Origin of the sequence: Pseudomonas sp. NBB, assembly GCF_032701105.1 — a bacterium.
Taxonomy (GTDB): domain Bacteria; phylum Pseudomonadota; class Gammaproteobacteria; order Pseudomonadales; family Pseudomonadaceae; genus Aquipseudomonas; species Aquipseudomonas asiatica.
This window is the reverse complement of record NZ_CP103994.1, coordinates 2,676,426-2,696,436: the sequence shown is the minus strand read 5'-3', so window position 1 is coordinate 2,696,436 and position 20,011 is coordinate 2,676,426. Positions and strand designations below refer to the sequence as shown.

At 56.5% G+C, this 20,011-nt stretch carries 14 protein-coding genes; 6 read left to right on the top strand and 8 right to left on the bottom strand.

Annotation, left to right across the window (positions count from 1 at the left end):
- Window positions 1-4: 4 nt before the first annotated feature.
- The 3 genes from NY023_RS12520 to NY023_RS12510 are packed head-to-tail and all read right to left on the bottom strand — an operon-like array spanning window position 5 to window position 2,453.
- Window positions 5-790: an enoyl-CoA hydratase/isomerase family protein gene (locus NY023_RS12520; RefSeq protein ID WP_049798445.1), complete on the bottom strand. Its 786-nt coding sequence runs from the start codon at window positions 788-790 to the stop codon at window positions 5-7.
- A gap of 20 nt (window positions 791-810) precedes the next feature.
- Window positions 811-1,659 carry an amidohydrolase family protein gene (locus tag NY023_RS12515; protein WP_049798444.1) on the bottom strand — a complete coding sequence of 283 codons (849 nt, stop codon included), beginning with the start codon at window positions 1,657-1,659 and terminating at the stop codon, window positions 811-813.
- A gap of 59 nt (window positions 1,660-1,718) precedes the next feature.
- A complete protein-coding gene (locus NY023_RS12510) occupies window positions 1,719-2,453 on the bottom strand; it encodes an SDR family NAD(P)-dependent oxidoreductase (RefSeq protein ID WP_013972337.1) in 735 nt (244 codons plus the stop codon).
- A gap of 461 nt (window positions 2,454-2,914) precedes the next feature.
- Here NY023_RS12510 and NY023_RS12505 point away from each other — a divergent pair, with 461 nt between their 5' ends.
- On the top strand, window positions 2,915-3,388 hold the full coding sequence (locus tag NY023_RS12505) for an acyl-CoA thioesterase (RefSeq protein WP_013972336.1): 474 nt from the start codon (window positions 2,915-2,917) through the stop codon (window positions 3,386-3,388).
- Between the two features lie 403 nt (window positions 3,389-3,791).
- On the opposite strand, the gene acnB is transcribed toward NY023_RS12505, so the two are convergent.
- The 4 genes from acnB to prpB form a co-directional block, all read right to left on the bottom strand.
- On the bottom strand, window positions 3,792-6,392 hold the full coding sequence (gene acnB / locus NY023_RS12500) for a bifunctional aconitate hydratase 2/2-methylisocitrate dehydratase (RefSeq protein ID WP_038410410.1): 2,601 nt from the start codon (window positions 6,390-6,392) through the stop codon (window positions 3,792-3,794).
- A gap of 133 nt (window positions 6,393-6,525) precedes the next feature.
- Complete coding sequence (acnD, locus tag NY023_RS12495) at window positions 6,526-9,120, bottom strand: Fe/S-dependent 2-methylisocitrate dehydratase AcnD (protein WP_044046999.1); 2,595 nt, start codon at window positions 9,118-9,120, stop codon at window positions 6,526-6,528.
- A gap of 168 nt (window positions 9,121-9,288) precedes the next feature.
- A complete protein-coding gene (gene prpC / locus NY023_RS12490) occupies window positions 9,289-10,416 on the bottom strand; it encodes a 2-methylcitrate synthase (RefSeq protein WP_060483892.1) in 1,128 nt (375 codons plus the stop codon).
- Window positions 10,417-10,472: 56 nt separating this feature from the next.
- Complete coding sequence (prpB, locus tag NY023_RS12485; RefSeq protein ID WP_044046998.1) at window positions 10,473-11,360, bottom strand: methylisocitrate lyase; 888 nt, start codon at window positions 11,358-11,360, stop codon at window positions 10,473-10,475.
- A 1,097-nt stretch (window positions 11,361-12,457) separates the two neighbouring features.
- Here prpB and NY023_RS12480 point away from each other — a divergent pair.
- Complete coding sequence (locus NY023_RS12480; protein WP_013972331.1) at window positions 12,458-14,401, top strand: methyl-accepting chemotaxis protein; 1,944 nt, start codon at window positions 12,458-12,460, stop codon at window positions 14,399-14,401.
- 134 nt (window positions 14,402-14,535) lie between these two features.
- Here NY023_RS12480 and NY023_RS12475 read toward each other — a convergent pair.
- A protein-coding gene (locus tag NY023_RS12475) for an IS3 family transposase (protein ID WP_085982910.1) occupies window positions 14,536-15,698 on the bottom strand; the annotation gives its coding sequence in 2 pieces (ribosomal slippage) (window positions 14,536-15,443 and window positions 15,443-15,698; 1,164 coding nt in all).
- An 854-nt stretch (window positions 15,699-16,552) separates the two neighbouring features.
- Here NY023_RS12475 and NY023_RS12470 point away from each other — a divergent pair.
- The 4 genes from NY023_RS12470 to NY023_RS12455 are packed head-to-tail and all read left to right on the top strand — an operon-like array spanning window position 16,553 to window position 19,973.
- The gene (locus NY023_RS12470; RefSeq protein ID WP_013972330.1) at window positions 16,553-17,620 is read left to right on the top strand and encodes an LLM class flavin-dependent oxidoreductase; all 1,068 of its coding nucleotides are present in this window, start codon (window positions 16,553-16,555) and stop codon (window positions 17,618-17,620) included.
- Entirely contained in the window at window positions 17,617-18,147 is a 531-nt protein-coding gene (locus NY023_RS12465; RefSeq protein WP_013972329.1) for a flavin reductase family protein, read from the top strand. The genes NY023_RS12470 and NY023_RS12465 overlap by 4 nt, the downstream gene beginning before the upstream one ends.
- Window positions 18,144-18,446 (top strand): EthD family reductase, encoded by a 303-nt coding sequence (locus NY023_RS12460; protein WP_013972328.1) that lies wholly within the window; start codon window positions 18,144-18,146, stop codon window positions 18,444-18,446. The genes NY023_RS12465 and NY023_RS12460 overlap by 4 nt, the downstream gene beginning before the upstream one ends.
- A 24-nt stretch (window positions 18,447-18,470) precedes the next feature.
- Window positions 18,471-19,973: an aldehyde dehydrogenase family protein gene (locus NY023_RS12455; RefSeq protein ID WP_013972327.1), complete on the top strand. Its 1,503-nt coding sequence runs from the start codon at window positions 18,471-18,473 to the stop codon at window positions 19,971-19,973.
- Window positions 19,974-20,011 lie beyond the last annotated feature (38 nt).

Below are 20,011 nucleotides of genomic sequence, written 5' to 3'. Positions count from 1 at the left end.
TCCTTTATGCCTTAGGAGATGTCGAGGCTTGAGGCGTTTCGCCAAAACTCGACACGCCTTGTTTGAACGATTCGGAGCGAACTAGTGAAACGTCGGCTAGGTAGGCCATGAGATGGCCGGCTTTCGCGGAAACTCCTGCGCCTCCAACAAGAATGGCCTTCAACAACTTCACGCTGTCTCGGTTGGTTTTACTCGCAAGTTCCTTAGCCCGCTCCAGAGCGATACTCCGGGTCTCACCAGGTGGTGCGAGAGAGCTAATGAGCCCAATCGACTCTGCACGCTCGGCAGGGATTCGATCACCGAACAACATGAGTTCACGAGAGCGGCTCAGACCAATTGCACGAGGAGCCCTGACGGTGCCGCCACCAGTGGGTAGCGCGCCAACGGTGATTTCAGGGAAGCCGAAGGTTGCATTGCTAGCAGCAATTCGATAATCGCACGCAAGTGCGATTTCCAGACCGCCTCCGAGACACGCCCCCTCGATCGCCGCGATTGTTGCACACGGCATCTCATCCAACGTCTCAGCGAGCTTCTGGAACAGGTACGTATGGTATTCCGCATCCGCGGCCGAATAAGAAGCAAGCGCTTTAATATCGGAGCCGGCGCAGAATGCTCGATCACCCTCGCCAGTCACAACTAAGCAAACGGTCTCAGAGCGCCGAACCTCTTCCAAAAGTCGGAGGAACTCGATGATTGTGGCATTATCAAGTGAATTGCGTCGGCTCTCTCTATTGATTCTTATATAGGCAATTGCGCCTTTCCACGTCAATTCTACTTGTGTAGACGACATACGAATTCCTCCAACAAACATCACGAGTACTTAAAGATTTTTTCAGCGTTTTTCCAAAGAAGCTTCTCTTTTGCAGCTTCCTTGAGCCCAAGCTCTTCTACTTGCTGAAGTGCCTCATCATGTTTGACCAGCGGGAAGTCCGAGCCCCACAGGACTTTATCTTGGCCCCACGAGTTGATGAATTTCACCATCTCAGGCTTCCAGTACTTCGGCGCGTAAGCCGAGGTGCCGAGATAGACATTCGGGTGCTTCGAAGCAAGCGCAATTGCCTCTTCCACCCAAGGCCAGCCAGTATGAGTACAAACGATGGTCAGTTCAGGGAAGTAGAGAGCAATCTTATCGAGCCGTGCCGGACGACCATTTTCGATAGGCATGAAGTCAAGTGTATGACCCATCGAGAACACTGCAGGGATCCCCAGTTCCACGCACTTGGCATAGTAGGGGAAATAGAACGCGTGATCAGGGCCGAGATCGAAGCCATGCGGGTGCACATGGATACCGATGAACCCATACTCACGGACTGCCTTCTCCAGGTGACGAACACCGTCCAGCATATCGAAGGGGTTAACACCGAAGAGGCCATATGCAACGCCAGGGAGTTGCTTAGTAACTTCGTATACTTCTTCAGGGGTTACGTGCAAATACGGATGTTGCTTACGGTAGCTCCAACCGTAGAACGATGCGATATGAGTACGACCCAAACCAACCCGCTCCGCGTAGGCTTTGAACTCTTCTACGGTGATCCCCTTCAGAGAAGATGCCCTACCGACGTTCTCAAAGACTGCACGTTCCTCCTCATCCTCCAGAAAGTGCTTCTGGATTGATTCAGGCGTAAACAGATGCCCCAGAATATCAATTGGCTTACTCATTATTTGACTCCTAATTACTAATTCTGAATGTACGACCACTAACCAAGCTTGTTAGGTGCTCAGGACATCGTCAGACCGCCACTCACACTCAGGACCTGGCCAGTGATATAATCCGAGCTATCGGACGCAAAGAAAGAAACTGCAGCTGCTTGTTCTTCTGGCTTGGCCCAGCGACGGAACGGGATAATTTTAATCCTGCGAGCTACTACTTCCGGATCTTGATCATGCTCAAGTGGGGTATCGGTAGGGCCAGGCGCAGTGCAGTTAACATTAATATTGTAGCGGGCAAATTCACGCGCCACGCTTTTCGCAAATGCCACAACACCGCCCTTGAGGCCTGCATATACAGCTTCACCGCCCGAGCCTACTTTTGCCGCATCGGAAGTGACGAAGATGATTTTTCCACCGCCGTTCTCAATCATGATTGGAGCCACGGCATGCGTCATGAACAGCACAGGGAAGAAGTTAATCCCGACAAGCTTCTCCCAGTAGTCCCGCTTCTCTTCGAGGAATTTAGACGTCAACGTCCAGCCAACCAGATTGACCAGCACGTCAATTTTTCCAAAGTCACGAACAACTTGCTCGACGACCTGATTGCAGTTTTCTTGCTTGCTGGCATCGATACGATATGCCTTCCCATCGATACCAGCCTCAGCAATCAGCTCCTCCACTGCGGCAGTATTCAGATCAAGCGCTGCAATCTTGAAGCCGTCAGCCGCCAGTCGCTTTACTGTTGCAAGGCCCATACCGCCTGCCGCTCCAACGAGTACAGCTACTTTTTTTTGTTCGCTCATTTCAAACCCTCACTCGTTTGCTCTTACTTGAATTCACGGTTCGCTACCGCGTCTCTGTGTCAAACGTATCGAGTGGGTGCTGACATGACACACTATATTTTTTGCGCCACCGATTAGATTTTTTGCAGCACCAGACTAATACCCCATGCATCTACCCGTTCAAGCGTGCTACTGCAGCCCGGAAACCGTGGCCTTGAGCCTTCTAACGTGGTGGCCGTGGTGCTCATAAGTTGTCTCGAAAGGCAGGTTTTCGGCCTTGATAAACCCAATAATCCGGCAAGGATTGACTGATTCGTTAACCCCAACATGTCGTTCGAGTGCTAATTCCATGTTCGAACAGAGCGGCAGCATTCGCCCTTAATGAAAACTAATAGGCTCATTAGTTATATTCGCTTGTGCCTTTTCCTTTGTACCCACATCGTGACACGATCCGCATAGTAACCGATCGAGGACGGATCAATATGAGCAACCTTTTAGAGTTTCGTTTTTTTGTCGAACCCAGCTGGATGGATAATTACGGCCACATGACTGCCACACGTTATGTGACAGTGTTTGATGACTGCTCAATTAAACTACTTAAGTTTTACGGCCTAGGCAAAGACTACCAACAAAAGTCCAACTGTGGTTTTTTCACGGTAGACCTCAGAACTCAATTTCTTCGAGAACTTAAAGAAGGTGAACCGCTGGTCGTGACCGCAAGGATAGTCGAGGTGGGACATAAAAAAGTGATCACATACTACGAAATGATCCGCCAGAGCGACAATACCCTAGCGGCTACCCATGCCCAAATTACGGTTCACGTTGACCTTCAAACACGAAGATCGATCCCAATGCCAGAAACAGCGCGAGTAACACTCGAGGAGGCGCTCCAGGAGCATTCTGAGTCACCATTGCCCGGCGATATTTTCTCATCAATGCTTTCAGAAAAATCCTGATACTTCCTACATCCCACCTTATAAGGGGCTTAACTAGATCTCAGTTTGATTTTTATAATCAAGGCTATTTAACCCCTGTTTCATACCTGCTTTAGCTTTCAACGCGGATCATCCCCGAGGCGCAGATGAGATGGCGCTTAGTGACCGCGACCAAAACCTCGCATGCATTCACTGATTTCTGATGCTCATTACGACTATCCTGCCGTGCGCTACAGAACAATCCCCTCCACGACTGCAGTTCTATTTCATTGCGCCGGGACACAGCACGTAGCCCCGGAGTCGCTGTCAGTTCATCCATCTGCACCAACGCAAAGGACGTCGCCCCTATCACCACGTAGCGCGTAATAAAGCGGCACTGCTTCAGGCCCCCCTTCTGCGGTGCCGCTTGCGTCCTTTTCCAGAGCTAGACCGAAACGGCTGCGATACGCGCCCTTTCAGCGGCGATTTTAAAGCTCGCTATCTGATCGAAGCTGAGATATTTGTAGATGTCACCAGACATTTTTTCGATCATTTCTGCGTAATGCATGTATTCATCCAAGCTGGGTAGCTTGCCAAGAATAGCGGCAACGGAGGCTAACTCCGCTGAAGCCAGATATACGTTTGCCCCATCGCCGAGGCGGTTCGGGAAGTTGCGCGTTGAGGTCGACACCACAGTGGAGTTCGACGCAACTCGAGCCTGGTTCCCCATGCAAAGCGAGCAGCCAGGGATCTCAGTGCGCGCGCCGACACGCTTGAACACCCCATAAAAACCCTCTTGAATTAGTTGATGCTGATCCATTTTGGTCGGCGGCGACAGCCAAAGTCGAGTCGGAATTGAGCCAACCACCCTATCCAATAGACGACCTGCGGCACGGAAGTGACCGATATTAGTCATACACGAACCAATAAACACTTCATCAACTCTGCCACCAAATACATCTGACAGCAGCCTGGCATCGTCTGGGTCGTTTGGGGCACAAAGGATGGGTTCTCGAATAGCGTTCAGATCGATCTCGAGGACAGCTGCGTATTCGGCATCGGCGTCAGCTGACATCAGAGCAGGCGCACGCAACCACTCCTCCATAGCTTTTGCCCGGCGCTCCAGTGAACGGGCATCACCGTAACCTTCAGTGATCATCCACCGCAGCAGGGTGATGTTTGAGCTCAGGTATTCCGAAATAGCCTTCTCGGGGAGCTTGATCGTACAGCCGGCAGCAGAGCGCTCCGCGGAGGCATCAGACAACTCGAATGCCTGCTCGACGGTCAGGTGGTCTAGCCCTTCGATCTCTAGAATGCGTCCCGAGAAGACGTTCTTCTTGCCTTTCTTCTCGACGGTCAACAGCCCTTCCTTGATTGCGTAGTACGGAATGGCATGGACGAGGTCACGCAAGGTGATCCCGGGCTGAAGCTTACCGGAGAAACGCACCAGGACGGACTCAGGCATGTCCAGTGGCATCACTCCGGTAGCCGCTGCAAACGCTACAAGGCCGGAACCTGCTGGGAATGAAATGCCCAGGGGGAAGCGGGTATGCGAGTCACCGCCCGTGCCCACAGTGTCGGGCAGGAGCATCCGGTTCAACCAGCTATGGATGATGCCGTCACCAGGCTGCAATGATACGCCGCCTCGGTTCTTCATGAAGTCCGGGAGCGTGTGGTGAGTCACCACATCCACAGGCTTGGGGTACGCTGCGGTATGGCAAAAGGACTGCATCACGAGATCTGCTGAGAAGCCTAGGCAGGCTAGATCTTTCAGCTCGTCACGCGTCATCGGGCCAGTGGTATCCTGCGACCCAACCGTCGTCATCTTAGGTTCACAATACGTGCCTGGCCGTATGCCTACAACACCACAAGCACGTCCCACCATTTTCTGTGCGAGAGTGAAACCCCTCCCCGTATCAGCAGGGTGCTCTGGCATATGAAACAGCGTCGATGGATCCAGACCCAACTCCACGCGCGCTTTCTCAGTCAATCCTCGACCAATGATCAACGGAATGCGGCCTCCAGCGCGCACCTCATCCAGCAGAACTGGGGTCTTCAGGCTAAACTTTGCCAATACTTCATCGGAACCATGCTGGCAGACTTTGCCCGCCAGCGGGTACACGTCGATGATATCTCCCATGTTGAGACCCGATACATCAAACTCGATCGGCAACGCCCCAGCATCCTCCATGGTGTTGTAGAAAATTGGAGCGATCTTGTTGCCGAAGCAGAACCCACCTGCCCGCTTGTTAGGCACGTACGGAATGTCATCGCCGAAGAACCAAAGAACAGAGTTTGTGGCGGACTTACGAGAGGACCCCGTACCTACTACATCCCCCACGTAAGCAACCGGATATCCTTTGGCTCGAATTCTCTCAATTTGCTGCAGAGGGCCGACTTCGCCGGGTAGTTCAGGCTCAATACCGTCTCTACTCATCTTGAGCATTGCCCGGGCATGCAACGGGATGTCAGGACGCGACCAAGCATCAGGGGCCGGAGACAAATCATCGGTGTTAGTTTCACCAGGTACCTTGAACACCGTCAGCGTGTACTTTTCCGCGATAGAAGGACGTTTGGTAAACCACTCGCCATCGGCCCAAGATTGAAGCACCTCCTGCGCAGCACGGTTGCCTGCCTTCGCGCGTTCGGCGACATCATGAAATGCGTCAAACATGAGCAAGGTGTGCTTCAGCTGCCCAGCAGCGGTCTCTGCCAGGTCTCCATCATCTAGAAGCTCAACGAGCGTTTCGATGTTGTAGCCACCTTGCATGGTACCCAAGAGCTCTACTGCTCGCTTTGGCTCAATGAGCGGCGAGTTCGCTTTGCCTTTCGCAATGGCCGAGAGGAAGCCAGCTTTTACATAGGCGGCCTCATCGACTCCTGGTGGCACTCGATGAGTGATCAGATCCAGTAGCTGTTGCTCCAGACCTTTAGGGGGTGATTTCAACAACTCTACCAGGTCTGAGGTTTGCATCGGGTTCAGCGCCAATGGAGGCAAACCGTCTACAGCTCGTTCACGCACATGATTCAGGTATTGTTCTAACACGGTCAGTTTCCTGATGAGGATCGCTGGGTCATCAAACGCCAAAGGTCAAGTCAAGACTGCCGAGGCGTTCAGTACGGGCATCAACAATTTTTAAGCAGCATTTCACGAGCTCTCATGACGCTACTCACTCAATTTACGAGGCCGTCGCGGCCTCAAGGAAATCCTGGGCAAAGCGCTGCAACACCCCACCCGCTTCGTAGATCGACACCTCTTCAGCGGTATCCAGACGGCAGGTCACCGGCACTTCCAGGCGCTCGCCATTGGCGCGGGTCACCACCAGCGTCAAGGTCGCACGCGGCTTGCGCTGGCCGAGCACGTCATAGGTCTCGCTACCGTCCAACCCCAGGGTCTTGCGATCGGTGCCGGCCTTGAACTCCAGCGGCAGCACACCCATGCCGACCAGGTTGGTGCGGTGAATACGTTCGAAACCTTCGGCGACAATGGCCTCGACACCCGCCAGACGCACACCCTTGGCCGCCCAGTCGCGAGACGAGCCTTGGCCATAGTCGGCCCCGGCGACGATGATCAGCGGCTGCTTGCGCTCCATGTAGGTCTCGATCGCTTCCCACATGCGAGTCACCTTGCCTTCCGGCTCGATACGCGCCAGCGAACCCTGCTTCACACTGCCGTCTTCCTTGCGCACCATCTCGTTGAACAGCTTGGGGTTGGCAAAGGTGGCACGCTGGGCGGTCAGGTGGTCGCCACGGTGGGTAGCGTAGGAGTTGAAGTCCTCCTCCGGCAGGCCCATTTTCGCCAGGTACTCACCCGCCGCGCTGTCGAGCAGGATGGCGTTGGACGGCGACAGGTGGTCGGTGGTGATGTTGTCCGGCAGCACCGCCAGCGGACGCATGCCACGCAGGGTGCGCTCACCGGCCAGGGCGCCTTCCCAGTAAGGCGGGCGACGAATGTAGGTGCTCATCGGGCGCCATTCGTAAAGCGGCGCCACTTTCGGGCCACGGTCTTCCTCGATGGCGAACATCGGGATATAGATCTTGCGGAACTGCTCCGGCTTGACCGCAGCACGCACGACCGCGTCGATTTCCTCATCGCTCGGCCAGATGTCCTTGAGGCGGATTTCCTTGCCATCGACTACGCCCAGCACGTCCTTTTCGATGTCGAAGCGGATGGTGCCAGCAATCGCGTAAGCCACCACCAGCGGCGGCGAAGCGAGGAACGCCTGTTTGGCATAAGGGTGGATACGCCCGTCGAAGTTGCGGTTACCCGACAGCACGGCGGTGGCGTACAGGTCGCGGTCGATGATTTCCTGCTGGATCACCGGGTCCAGCGCACCGGACATGCCGTTGCAGGTGGTGCAGGCGAAGGCGACGATGCCGAAGCCCAGTTGCTCCAGCTCCTTTTCCAGCCCCGCTTCTTCCAGGTACAGCTGCACGGCCTTGGAGCCCGGTGCCAGCGACGACTTGACCCACGGCTTGCGGTTGAGGCCGAGCTTGTTGGCATTGCGCGCCAAGAGGCCGGCGGCAATCACGTTGCGCGGGTTGCTGGTGTTGGTGCAGCTGGTGATGGCGGCGATGATCACCGCGCCGTCGGGCATCTGCCCCGGCACTTCTTCCCAGGCACCGGCAATGCCTTTGGCCGCCAGGTCGCTGGTGGCGACGCGGGCATGCGGGTTGGACGGGCCGGCCATGTTGCGCACCACGCTCGACAGGTCGAAGCTCAGGGTACGCTCGTATTCGGCCTTGGCCAGGCTGTCGGCCCACAGGCCGGCGACCTTGGCGTAGGTCTCCACCAGCTGCACCTGCTGGTCATCGCGACCGGTCAGCTTGAGGTAGTCGATGGTCTGCTGGTCGATGGCGAACATCGCGGCGGTGGCGCCGTATTCCGGGGCCATGTTGGAGATGGTGGCACGGTCGCCCAGGGTCAGGGCGCGTGCGCCTTCACCATGGAACTCGAGGTAGGCGCCAACGACTTTCTGTTTGCGCAGGAACTCGGTGAGGGCCAGTACCAGGTCGGTGGCGGTGATGTTCGGTGCCAGTTTGCCGGTCAGTTCGACGCCAACGATTTCCGGCAAGCGCATCCACGAGGCACGGCCGAGCATGACGTTTTCAGCTTCCAGGCCACCGACACCAATGGCGATCACGCCCAGGGCGTCGACATGCGGGGTGTGGCTGTCGGTGCCGACGCAGGTGTCCGGGTAGGCCACACCGCGGTCGCTGTGAATGACCGGCGACATCTTCTCCAGGTTGATCTGGTGCATGATGCCGTTGCCGGGCTGGATCACGTCGACGTTCTTGAACGCCTTCTTGGTCCAGTTGATGAAATGGAAACGGTCTTCGTTACGGCGGTCTTCGATGGCGCGGTTCCTCTCGAACGCCTGTGGGTCGAAGCCACCGCACTCCACGGCCAGGGAGTGGTCGACGATCAACTGCACCGGCACCACCGGGTTGACCTGGGCCGGGTCACCGCCCTTGTCGGCGATGGCATCGCGCAGGCCGGCAAGGTCGACCAGCGCGGTCTGGCCGAGGATGTCGTGGCACACCACGCGGGCCGGGAACCAGGGGAAATCGAGGTCGCGCTTGCGTTCGATGAGCTGCTCGAGGGACGCGTCGAGGGTGGCTGGGTCGCAACGGCGTACCAGGTTTTCGGCCAGCACGCGGGAAGTGTATGGCAGGCCGTCGTATGCGCCGGGCTTGATCGCCTCGACCGCCGCGCGGGCGTCGTAGTAGTCCAGGTCGGTGCCTGGCAGGTGCTTGCGGAATGCGGTATTCATATCGTTATCAGGCTCGGTCACGGTACGGTCAACAGCCCTGCGCTGCCTGTTCTGGCCTCATCGTCGGCAAGCCGGCTCCCACAGGAACTGCACAATGCTCAGCGGCGGCGATGAACCTGCGGGAGCCGGCTTGCCGGCGATGGGCCCACAGGTGCATGGCCTGCTGTATCAGCGCTGCTCGATCGGCACGAACTGGCGCTGCTCGACACCGACATACTCGGCGCTCGGGCGGATGATGCGGTTGTTGGCGCGCTGCTCGAACACGTGTGCGGCCCAGCCGGTCAGGCGCGAGCAGACGAAGATCGGGGTGAACAGCTTGGTCGGGATGCCCATGAAGTGGTACGCCGAGGCATGGTAGAAGTCGGCGTTGGGGAACAGGCGCTTCTGCTCCCACATGGTCTTGTCGATGGCTTCGGAAACCGGGTACAGGACCGTGTCACCGACCTGGTCGGCAAGCTGCTTCGACCAGCCCTTGATCACCTCGTTACGCGGGTCGGACTCTTTGTAGATCGCGTGGCCGAAGCCCATGATCTTGTCCTTGCGCTCGAGCATGCGCAGCAGCTCGGCGGTGGCCTCCTGCGGGCTCTGGAAGCGCTCGATCAGTTCCATCGCCGCTTCGTTGGCACCGCCGTGCAGCGGGCCGCGCAGCGAGCCGATGGCGGCGGTGACGCAGGAGTACAGGTCGGACAGGGTCGAGGCGCAGACCCGCGCAGTGAAGGTCGAGGCGTTGAACTCGTGCTCGGCGTAGAGGATCAGCGACACGTTCATCACCTTGACGTGCAGCTCGCTCGGTTTCTTGCCGTGCAGCAGGTGCAGGAAGTGGCCGCCGAGGGTGTCTTCGTCGCTGGTGCAGTCGATGCGCACGCCGTGGTGGGTGAAGCGGTACCAGTAGCACATCACCGCCGGGAACAGCGCCAGCAGGCGGTCGGTCTTCTCGCGCTGGGCGTCGAAGGTCAGCTCGGGTTCCAGGGTACCCAGCACCGAGCAACCGGTGCGCATCACGTCCATCGGGTGGGCATCGCGCGGGATGCGCTCGAGCACTTCCTTCAGTGCCTGCGGCAGGTCACGCAGGCCCTTGAGCTTGCGCTTGTAGTCGGCCAGTTCCGCCTTGCTCGGCAGCTCGCCGTACAGCAACAGGTAGGCGACTTCTTCGAATTCGGCACCGGCGGCCAGGTCACGGACGTCGTAGCCACGGTAGGTCAGGCCGGCACCGGCCTGGCCCACGGTCGACAGTGCGGTCTGCCCAGCCACCTGACCACGCAAGCCTGCGCCACTGAGTACTTTTGCTTCGGCCATGAGTTACTCCACCCTTGAATTTCCTGTTGAAGGCTAATCATTAGTCCTGAAGCCACTCAGCCCTTTTTCTGGGCAAACAACGCATCGAGGCTCTGCTCGAAGGCGTGGTAACCAATGGCATCGTAGAGCTCCATGCGGGTCTGCATGGTGTCGATCACGTACTTCTGCGTGCCGTCGCGTCGCAGTGCGGTATAGACGTTCTCGGCAGCCTTGTTCATGGCACGGAACGCCGACAGCGGGTACAACACCAGCGACACGTCGACCGAGGCCAATTCTTCGGTGGTGTACAGCGGCGTGGCGCCGAATTCGGTGATGTTGGCCAGGATCGGTGCCTGCACCCGGTCGGCGAAGGTCTTGTACATCGAAAGCTCGGTGATGGCTTCCGGGAAGATCATGTCGGCGCCAGCCTCGATACAGGCGGCAGCGCGGTCTAGGGCCGCGTTCAGGCCTTCCACCGCCAGAGCGTCGGTACGCGCCATGATCACGAAGCTGTCATCGATGCGGGCATCCACCGCTGCCTTGATACGGTCGACCATCTCCTGCTGGGTGACGATCTCCTTGTTCGGGCGATGGCCGCAGCGCTTGGCGCCGACCTGGTCCTCGATGTGGATCGCCGCGGCACCGAACTTGCACATCGAACGCACGGTGCGGGCGACGTTGAAGGCCGAAGCGCCGAAACCGGTGTCGACATCCACCAGCAAGGGCACGTCGCAGACGTCGGTGATGCGGCGCACATCGGTCAGCACGTCATCCAGGCCACTGATGCCCAGGTCTGGCAGGCCCAGGGAGCCTGCGGCCACACCGCCACCGGACAGGTAGATGGCCTTGAAACCGGCACGCTTGGCCAGCAACGCATGGTTGGCGTTGATAGCGCCGACCACTTGCAGGGGATGTTCGGCGGCTACGGCATCGCGGAAACGCTTACCAGCAGTAAGTAAAGTCATTCGTACCTCCATCGTTGTTGAAAATAGCGGTCAGCGAACAACATTCGGCAACACTGAGCGAACATCGATGTAGCGCCGCACCGGTAAAGCAGCCCGCAGACCGTTAAACCTCGTCTTGAGGGGCTGAAGTATCGTTTGCAGAGCTCAACAAAGGGGCCGGGGTAATAACACCTGCCACTACAAACTCATAGTTATCTCGCAATGCGCACCTCTAAAAATCATGACGACAAACAAGCTCATTGCTGGCACATAACAGAGTGAGCCCAATGCATTAATGAAACCGCCCATTATTTATGGCTACTGCAGCGCTTGAGCACTTCACCTTCACTGTCGAAATCTTGCATCAGAAGGCTCCGCCTGCTGACCGCCACTCCCGCACACTACCACATTGTCGACACATTATTGCAAGCAAAAAAAACTCCGAACAACGCATAAATACGATAGACGAATTCAGCAGCAGTAAAATTCTGATATAAATCAATGAATTATGTGAATAAATGAAAATTTCACGCATGCCAAGCGTGAGCCTCCCAGCTAAAAAATCTACAAGCTGATGAGAAAAATCACAGATTGTCGACAATCAGCCCGAAACCCTGGCCCTGACACGCAGCCAAAGAAGCCCCCCCCTTCCATTCGACGTTGTCTTCAAGCACAAGCCGACGCGCACGCCAATAAATCTAATGCGCGCATAAATTCTATTGACTTGCACACCATAATCGCACCGCTGCATCATTCATGAACATATCATTAGTTAAAATCAGAAAAACAGAAAACAAAAACCATCACCCTACACCCACCCAACAAAACTAGCACCTCTAAAACCTGAAGAGCCAAAGCCAACAAATTTAAAACCATTGAGACCATGAAAACATACAGCCTTAATCGATAACACCCCAAAGGCATAATTAGGGCTCATAGGCACGCACTCTAAAATTAAAAACAGTAGAAGACCGCACACGGCTCGCCAAATTAGACAATCGTCAAAAAGCACGCACTCCTTGTTATAATCAAGTTTACTTTTAAAAACAAAAATTGAACACTATCGATACCATCGACATCTGCCGCACGTATGGAAAATAACAATTTGGGGAGCATCAATGAACATCAAACAGAAACTAACCTGGGCATTTGCGGTTATTGCATGCCTGCCCGTCGTCCTTGTAGCCACCCTAGTAGTTCTCAACCTACGGGGCGAAGCCCGTGAAGAGTTCATTGATGGCAGCAGTCGCGAAATGCGCCAGGTCAGCAACGCGATGAGCATCTTCTTCCAGAGCATCCAGCAGAACGTCGACTACCTAGCGGCACAACCCTTAGTCGGCGTCACTGGTAGCGATTTGAACAAGTTCATGAACGCTAACCCGTCGTACGAATTGGGCGAGCAGGACAAAAAATTACTTACCGTTTTCACTCGCCTAGCAGAAACACACCCTAATTATGCCTATATATCCTATGGAACTAGCGACGGTGGTTACGTTGGCTGGCCAGCCGGCCAGAAGGTAAGCAACTACGATCCTCGCGTACGCCCATGGTATCAGCTGGCTATGTCAAACCCTGGCAAAACCCTTCGTACGGGAGCTTATTATTTTGCCGTAGATGATGCGGTGTTAGTCAGTACCGTACGAACTGTAGCCAACCAGCTTGGTAACCCCGGGGGCGTAATCAACATTGATGTATCTCTCAAAGGGCTTACCAAAATCGTCAAAGAGATAAAATTGGGCGAGAAGGGCTATTTGATGCTGATGGAAGGGAACGGCAATGTGTTGGTTGATCCACGTGACGCCAACCACAACTTCAAGCAACTGGCCAGCTTCGGTGACGGCTACGCCGAACTGGCCAAGGCCGGCAAAGGCTTGGTGGAGATCGAACTCAATGGCGTACGTTACATGGCCAACGTCTACCCCGACGAACAACTGGGTTGGACCTTCATCGGCCTGATCGAACAAAGCGAAGTGATGCAGACCACCACACGACTGACTTGGCTGATCGGCGCCATCGCCGTGGTGCTGGCCGTGCTGTTCGCCGTGGTCGGTGCGGCCTTCGCCAAGCTCATCGTGCGCCCGATCAACAGCGTCACCAACGGCCTGGAAGACATTGCCCAAGGCGAGGGTGATCTGACCCGCAACCTGGAAATCCGTGGCCGCGACGAAACCGCGCAACTGGCCAGTTGGTTCAACCAGTTCCTGGGGTCCATCCGCACCCTGATTCAGCACATCGGTGCCGCCGCCGGCAAAATCCTCAGCACCTCCAACAGCTCCACCCGCGTCTCCAGCGACATGGCTGAAGCCGCCGGTCGCCAGCGTGAAGCCGTAGACATGGTGTCCACCGCCTTCCACGAAATGGTTGCCACCGCCAACGAAGTGGCACGCTCTTGCAGCCAGGCAGCACAGTCGGCCGACAGCGGCCAACAACAGGCCCGCGAAGGCCAGCAACAGATCGATGCGGCGGTAAACAGCGTGGACCGCTTGAGCCAAGAGATCGAGCAGTCGGCGCAGTCGATCCAGCAACTGGAACGTGACAGCAACGCTATCCAATCAATCCTCGGCACCATCCGCTCGATTGCCGAACAGACCAACCTGCTGGCGCTCAACGCCGCCATCGAAGCCGCCCGTGCCGGTGAGCAAGGCCGTGGCTTTGCCGTGGTCGCCGACGAAGTGCGGGCCTTGGCCAAGCGCACTGCCGACTCCACCGCCGAAATCGACGGCCTGCTCGGCAACTTGGCCAGCCGCACGGCCGAAGTGGCCGATCAGATGCATGCCAGCCTGGAAGTGTCGCAGCAGTCGGTAAGCCGAATCGGCCTGGCCCGCGACAGCTTCGGGCAAATCCGTGAGTCGGTGGATGTGATCCGCGACATGAACACGCAGATCGCCACGGCCGCCGAGGAACAGCACCAAGTGGCCGAGGACATCAACCGGCACATCAGCCAGATTCACGGGGACGCCCAACTGGTGGCCGAACTGGCCCAGGCCGCACGGGTGGATTCGGAGAGCCTGGCCGGATTGTCCAATGAGTTGGATGCGCTCGTGCGCAGGTTCCGAACATGATAGCACCGTGCATGTAACTTCCTGGTAACAGTTGCCCTCTCAGAGGGATCGCTTCTTTAGGGACGAGGCAGGTCGAAGGAATCGACTAATTTGGGATGCCATTCCTTGCCGAGGTCTCAGAAAACTTGTAGTGGTCAACTAATCCCGGACACCGGATTAAGTTTTTCCTCGGCAATCGCCGGAGGTAACCCACCGTTGAACTGATGCGGTCGCTCCCAGTTGTAGCGTTGCATCAGAAACCTGCCGATGTCCTGCTGTGCCTGCGCAGCACTCATGTAGCCCACACTTGGCACCCACTCCGTTTTCAGGCTGCGGAACAAACGCTCCATAGGCGCATTGTCCAGGCAATTACCTCTGCGGCTCATGCTTTGCTTGAAGCGGTAACGCCACAACCGCTGACGAAAAGCTCGGCTGCCATACTGGCTGCCCTGATCACTGTGAAACAGTACATTCTGCGGCCGCCCGCGGTGCTCGTACGCCATGTCCAGCGCCTTGATGACCAATTCGCTGTCCGGTTTGGGTGAAAACGCCCAGCCCACCATGCGACGTGCAAAAAGGTCGATAACTGCCGCCACATAGTGCCACTGGCCTTGAGCCCACACATACGTGATGTCGCCGCACCATACTTGATTCGGTGCCGTAACATCGAATGCGCGCTCCAGCACGTTCGGGATGTCAGGGCGCTCTACTGTGGCCTTCTTGTAGGCATGTGAACCCGGTTGCTTACTGATCAGCTTCATTTCGCGCATCAACTTGCGCACCTTGAAGCGGCCGATCTGAATGCCTTCTTGGCGCATCATGCACATGATGGTTCGACTACCTGCGGCACTACGGCTCTGTGTAAATAGCTCGTTAACCCGAACGCGCAGTGCCAGTCGCGCAACGTCCGGAGATCGCCGTTTATGGCAATGCGCGTAGTAACACGAGCGAGTGACTTCAAACACCGAGCAGAGTAATTCGACAGGCTCCTCGCGGCGGAGCTGATCAATCAACGCGAGCGCTCGTGTTCCTCGGCCATCAAGAGCGCGGTAGCCTTTTTTAAAATCGATTTCTCCCGTTCCAGCCGGTTGATCCGAGCTTCCAACTCTTGGATCTTCTGCTGCTCGGGGGTCAGCGCCTTGCTCGTTGGCGTAGCACCGCCACGTTCTGACTGGAGTTGATTCACCCAGCGGCGCAGCGCCGATTCAACCAAGTCGAGCGACCGGGCGGCTTCAGTAAGGCTATAGCCCTGGTCGAGCACCAGGCCGGCTGCCTCGCGCTTGAATTCGGGGGTGAAAGTACGTCGTTGTCTGCTCATCGAACACCTCTGTGTGGCGACCATTTTCGCCTAAAAAGGTGTCCGGGGTTAGTAGACCACTACAAACTTAACCCTAGTACGTTCAGCCCATTTAATGAATGCACCGCGTAGAGCCTTACTGACCTCGGACACCTTTAGGGGGAAATGACCGCCACCCAAGGGTGCTTGATAAGCAGGCAACGACGCACCTCCACACCCGAGCTTAAGCGCAAAACTAGCAAGCTAGTTCTCGATCAGGGCTACAGCCACTTAAAAGCCGCACGGTCACAGGGCCTGATCGAGTCGGTGCAATGCCGCCGGATGAGTCAACCCCTATCAGAGCGCGGCTTTACTTAGCCAACGAGCAAAGTGCTGACACCCAAGCAGCAGAGGACTTACGGGCTGAAGGCTCGGATCAACAGCTTGCCATGGGAAAATCTAGTTAAAAAGCCACTGCGCACTTGATGACCAAGGAGCATGAGCGCTTGCGCTGATTGATCAGCTCCGCCGTGAGGAGTCGATCGAGTTACAAGCTTGACGTTTGACGTGTACCCAGGAAAAGCCTGGCACTTTCCGCCCAAAATCCGCAGGGGATGAACTGGACAGGTAAACGCTGAGTCGATCTCCCGCAATTCCCCACCTCCTCAGGCCAAGAGTATGGGGTTGTCGAACGCCCATCCGAATCCAGCCTCCCCTCCCCCCCATTCCCCCTCTCTCATCCTGCACCCCGCACTGCACTGGGCGGCAGCCAGGCAGCGAAAACAGAAAACAGAAAACAGAAAACGCCAAAAAAAAACACAAAAAACTTGAAACAGGACATATTTCAAGACTAATCTGCGGAAACCGGAAAACAAAAACCAACCTGGAGACGAAAAATGAAGATCAGCCTGTTGCAAGAAGGCGAAACCATCCAAGGCGTCAGTGTTGCACAGCGTTATCAGGAAATGATCGCTGAGGCATGCCTAGCCGATAAGCTTGGCTTCTACGCTTGGGGCACATCTGAGCAACACTTCAACCCTCCAAAATTCACGGTTTCCGCACCTGAAGTGCTCTATGCAGCCATCGCCGCGCAAACCAAGGACATCAAACTGCGCACCATGTGCGCGGTCATGCTGCAGTGGAACCATCCAATCCTGGTGGCCGAGCGCACTTCGACACTGGATATTGTCTCCAACGGCCGCGCCGAAATTGCAACTGCTCGCTCCAACAACCTGGTTACCCTTGAAGCCTTTGGCGTCGATCCAAGCACCACCCGCGCGCAGTGGGAAGATGGCATGGAAGTGCTGGTCAAGGCCTTTGCCGACGAAACACTGCAACATGAAGGGCCGATCTGGAACATTCCTCCTCGCACCATCGTTCCACGCCCACTGCAAACTCCACACCCGCCGATCTATGTCTCGGCTTCCAGCGTCCAGACCCACAGCAACGCGGGTGAGCGCGGTATCGGCGTACTGAGCTTCGAGAACTACTTCGGCTTCGACTACCTCCAGGAATGTATCGATGCCTATCGTGCCGGCCTGGCCACCAACAAAAGCACCATTCCACGCCGCACGGAGCAAGCCGGGCTGTATGTTGCCACCGCCTTCTGCGACACCACGCGTGCTCGTGCGGTAGACATCGCCCGCAATGTCACCACCAGCTACTTCAAGTTCATCATCGACCTGTATGCCCCGCTCGGTAAGAAGGGCTCTTACGAGTACCTGGATGGCCGCATGCTGCGCTTGCTCGAACACGAAGGCGACATGGACTTCCTGATTTCGGAAACGCCTTCGGTAATGGTTGGCGACCCGGATGACTTCATCAAGCGCATCCGCCAACTCGAACAAATGGGCATTGACGAAATTCTGCTGCGCATCGATGGCATTCCACACGAAGACATCATGCGTTCCATCGAACTGATCGGTCGCGAGGTCATGCCTGTCATCAATGGGGGTGGCAAATGAGCCAAGTCCAACTGAAAGCGCCAATCGAGGCGGCAGGTATCGACCTTCAGGTATTCAAGGATGCCATGGCCGACTTTCCGGCAGCGGTCACGATCATCACCACTTGGGACGATAATGGCCAACCGGTCGGTGCGACGCTCTCCGCCGTCTCGTCGCTGTCTGCCTCCCCACCAATGATGCTGGCGTGCTTCGATCGCAAGTCGAAGACCCTTGAATACCTGAAAGCAGGCAAGCCCTTTTTGATTCACGTGCTGGGCGAAGGCCAGGAAGAACTGGCCATGCTGTTTGCGGGTAAGTCCACAGATAAATTCGCTGCTGTCAGCTGGCACCGAGGTGAACTTGGCCTGCCAACACTGAGCGACGCCAATTGCGCGCTGGCGTGCGAGGTCGCAGATGTTTTGCCAGGCGGTGATCACCTGATAGTGACCGGACACATCCGCCATATCGACCATAACCGCGAGCAGCTACCGCTTCTGTATCACCGCCGCAAAATGTTCGGCGTGCCACAACAGGCAGCGCAAGCATGAAGCGGGTGGTGGTGGTTTATGGCATTCCCCAAGACACGTGCGCATTCGAGCGCCACTACCGCGACGTGCACGTGCCGCTGGTAAAGCAAATGCCTCTGCTGGCCGGCTTCGAAGCCAGCCTCAGTGATGCAGGCGCCGATGCCGAGAACTGGCATGCCATCGCGATCTTGACCTACCGCAACCAGGCCGATCTGGACACTTCACTGGCATCCCCCGAAGGCGTTGCCGCCGTTCAGGACGTTGGCAATTTTGCTAGCGGCGGCTGCCAGATCTACACCTGCGAATTTGAAAGCTTCTAAAAACAATCAGAGTGAGGCCTTGCCATGAATCTACCACTGGACCCTTTGAAACACCTGAGCGTCAACGCTCGGGCCTTTTTGAAGCAGCCAATGAAGCTGATGATTGACAATCAGTTCGTAGACGCTTGCGAAGGTAAAGTATTTCCTACCTATGACCCTGCGACCAGCCAGCTGATCGCTAATGTTTCCGAAGCAGGGATCGCCGATGTAGAAGTAGCGGTTGCGTCCGCCAACCGTGCACTGGTTGGGCCTTGGGCGAAAATGCTGCCAAACGAGCGAGAAGCGATTATCCGCCGGCTGGCCGACCTTATCGAAAAACACGCCGATGACCTCGCCCAGATCGAGAGCCTGGACAGCGGCAAACCTGCCGCCCAAATCCGCGCAGTAGACATTGAACTTTCGATTGGCGCACTGCGCTACAACGCTGGCTGGCCAACCAAACTGCACGGTCAGACAATTCCGGTCAGCGCTCCGGAAATGCACGTCTATACACGTCGCGAACCGCTGGGGGTAATTGCGGCCATCGTGCCGTGGAACTTCCCACTCTGCCAAGCCTGCTTCAAGCTGGCTCCTGCATTGGCAGCCGGCTGCACTGTCGTACTCAAGCCTGCCGAGCAGACTCCTCTGTCCGCTCTGTTCCTGGCTAATCTGGCAATCGAGGCGGGCCTTCCACCTGGTGTACTGAACGTGCTGCCTGGCTTCGGAAAAGTGGCAGGACAAGCACTTGTGGAACACCCTGGCGTAGCAAAGATTGCCTTCACCGGCTCCGAAGCCGTGGGCAAGCACATCGTGCGCACTGCCGCCAGCGATCTCAAGCACGTGTCCATGGAACTGGGCGGCAAGAACCCCAACGTCATCTTTGCCGATGCTGATCTGGACAAGGCTGCAGCAAGCGCTGCGATGGCGATTTTCTTCTACTCCGGCCAAGTTTGCGCCGCCGGCTCACGGCTGATGGTTGAGCGCAAGGTCTACGAGCGGGTGCTGGAAATCGTCATGGCTGAAACAGCGAAGCTCAAAGTTGGGCATGGCCTTTCTCCAGATACGTTCCTTGGCCCACTTATTTCGGCAGATCAGTTCTCCAGGGTCAGCGGCTTTGTCGAGCGCGCAAAAGCACAAGGCATTGAGTGCGTGATGGGCGGCAACAAAGCAGGTGGTGCACTGTCCGACGGACACTTCCTGGAGCCAACCATCCTGCTGAATGCTTCCGATAACCAGGAGGTCGTGGCCGACGAAATTTTTGGCCCGGTATTAGTGGTCCAGACATTCGACTCGATCGACGAACTCACCACCCGCGCCAACAACACCGGCTTTGGCCTTTCGGCCGGTGTCTGGACGCGCGACGTCGGCAAAGCACATAAGGTGGCTGCCGCGCTGCAGGCTGGTACGGTCTGGATCAATACCTACGGCAACTTCGACTGTGCTGCGCCGTGGGGGGGCTACAAGCAGTCTGGTTATGGCCGTGACAACGGAGCGGAAGGCATCGAGAAATTCCTTCAGACCAAGACTGTATGGACCAACTGTAATTGATACCGTGCTGGAGCCATTCCCACGAATGGCTCCGATAC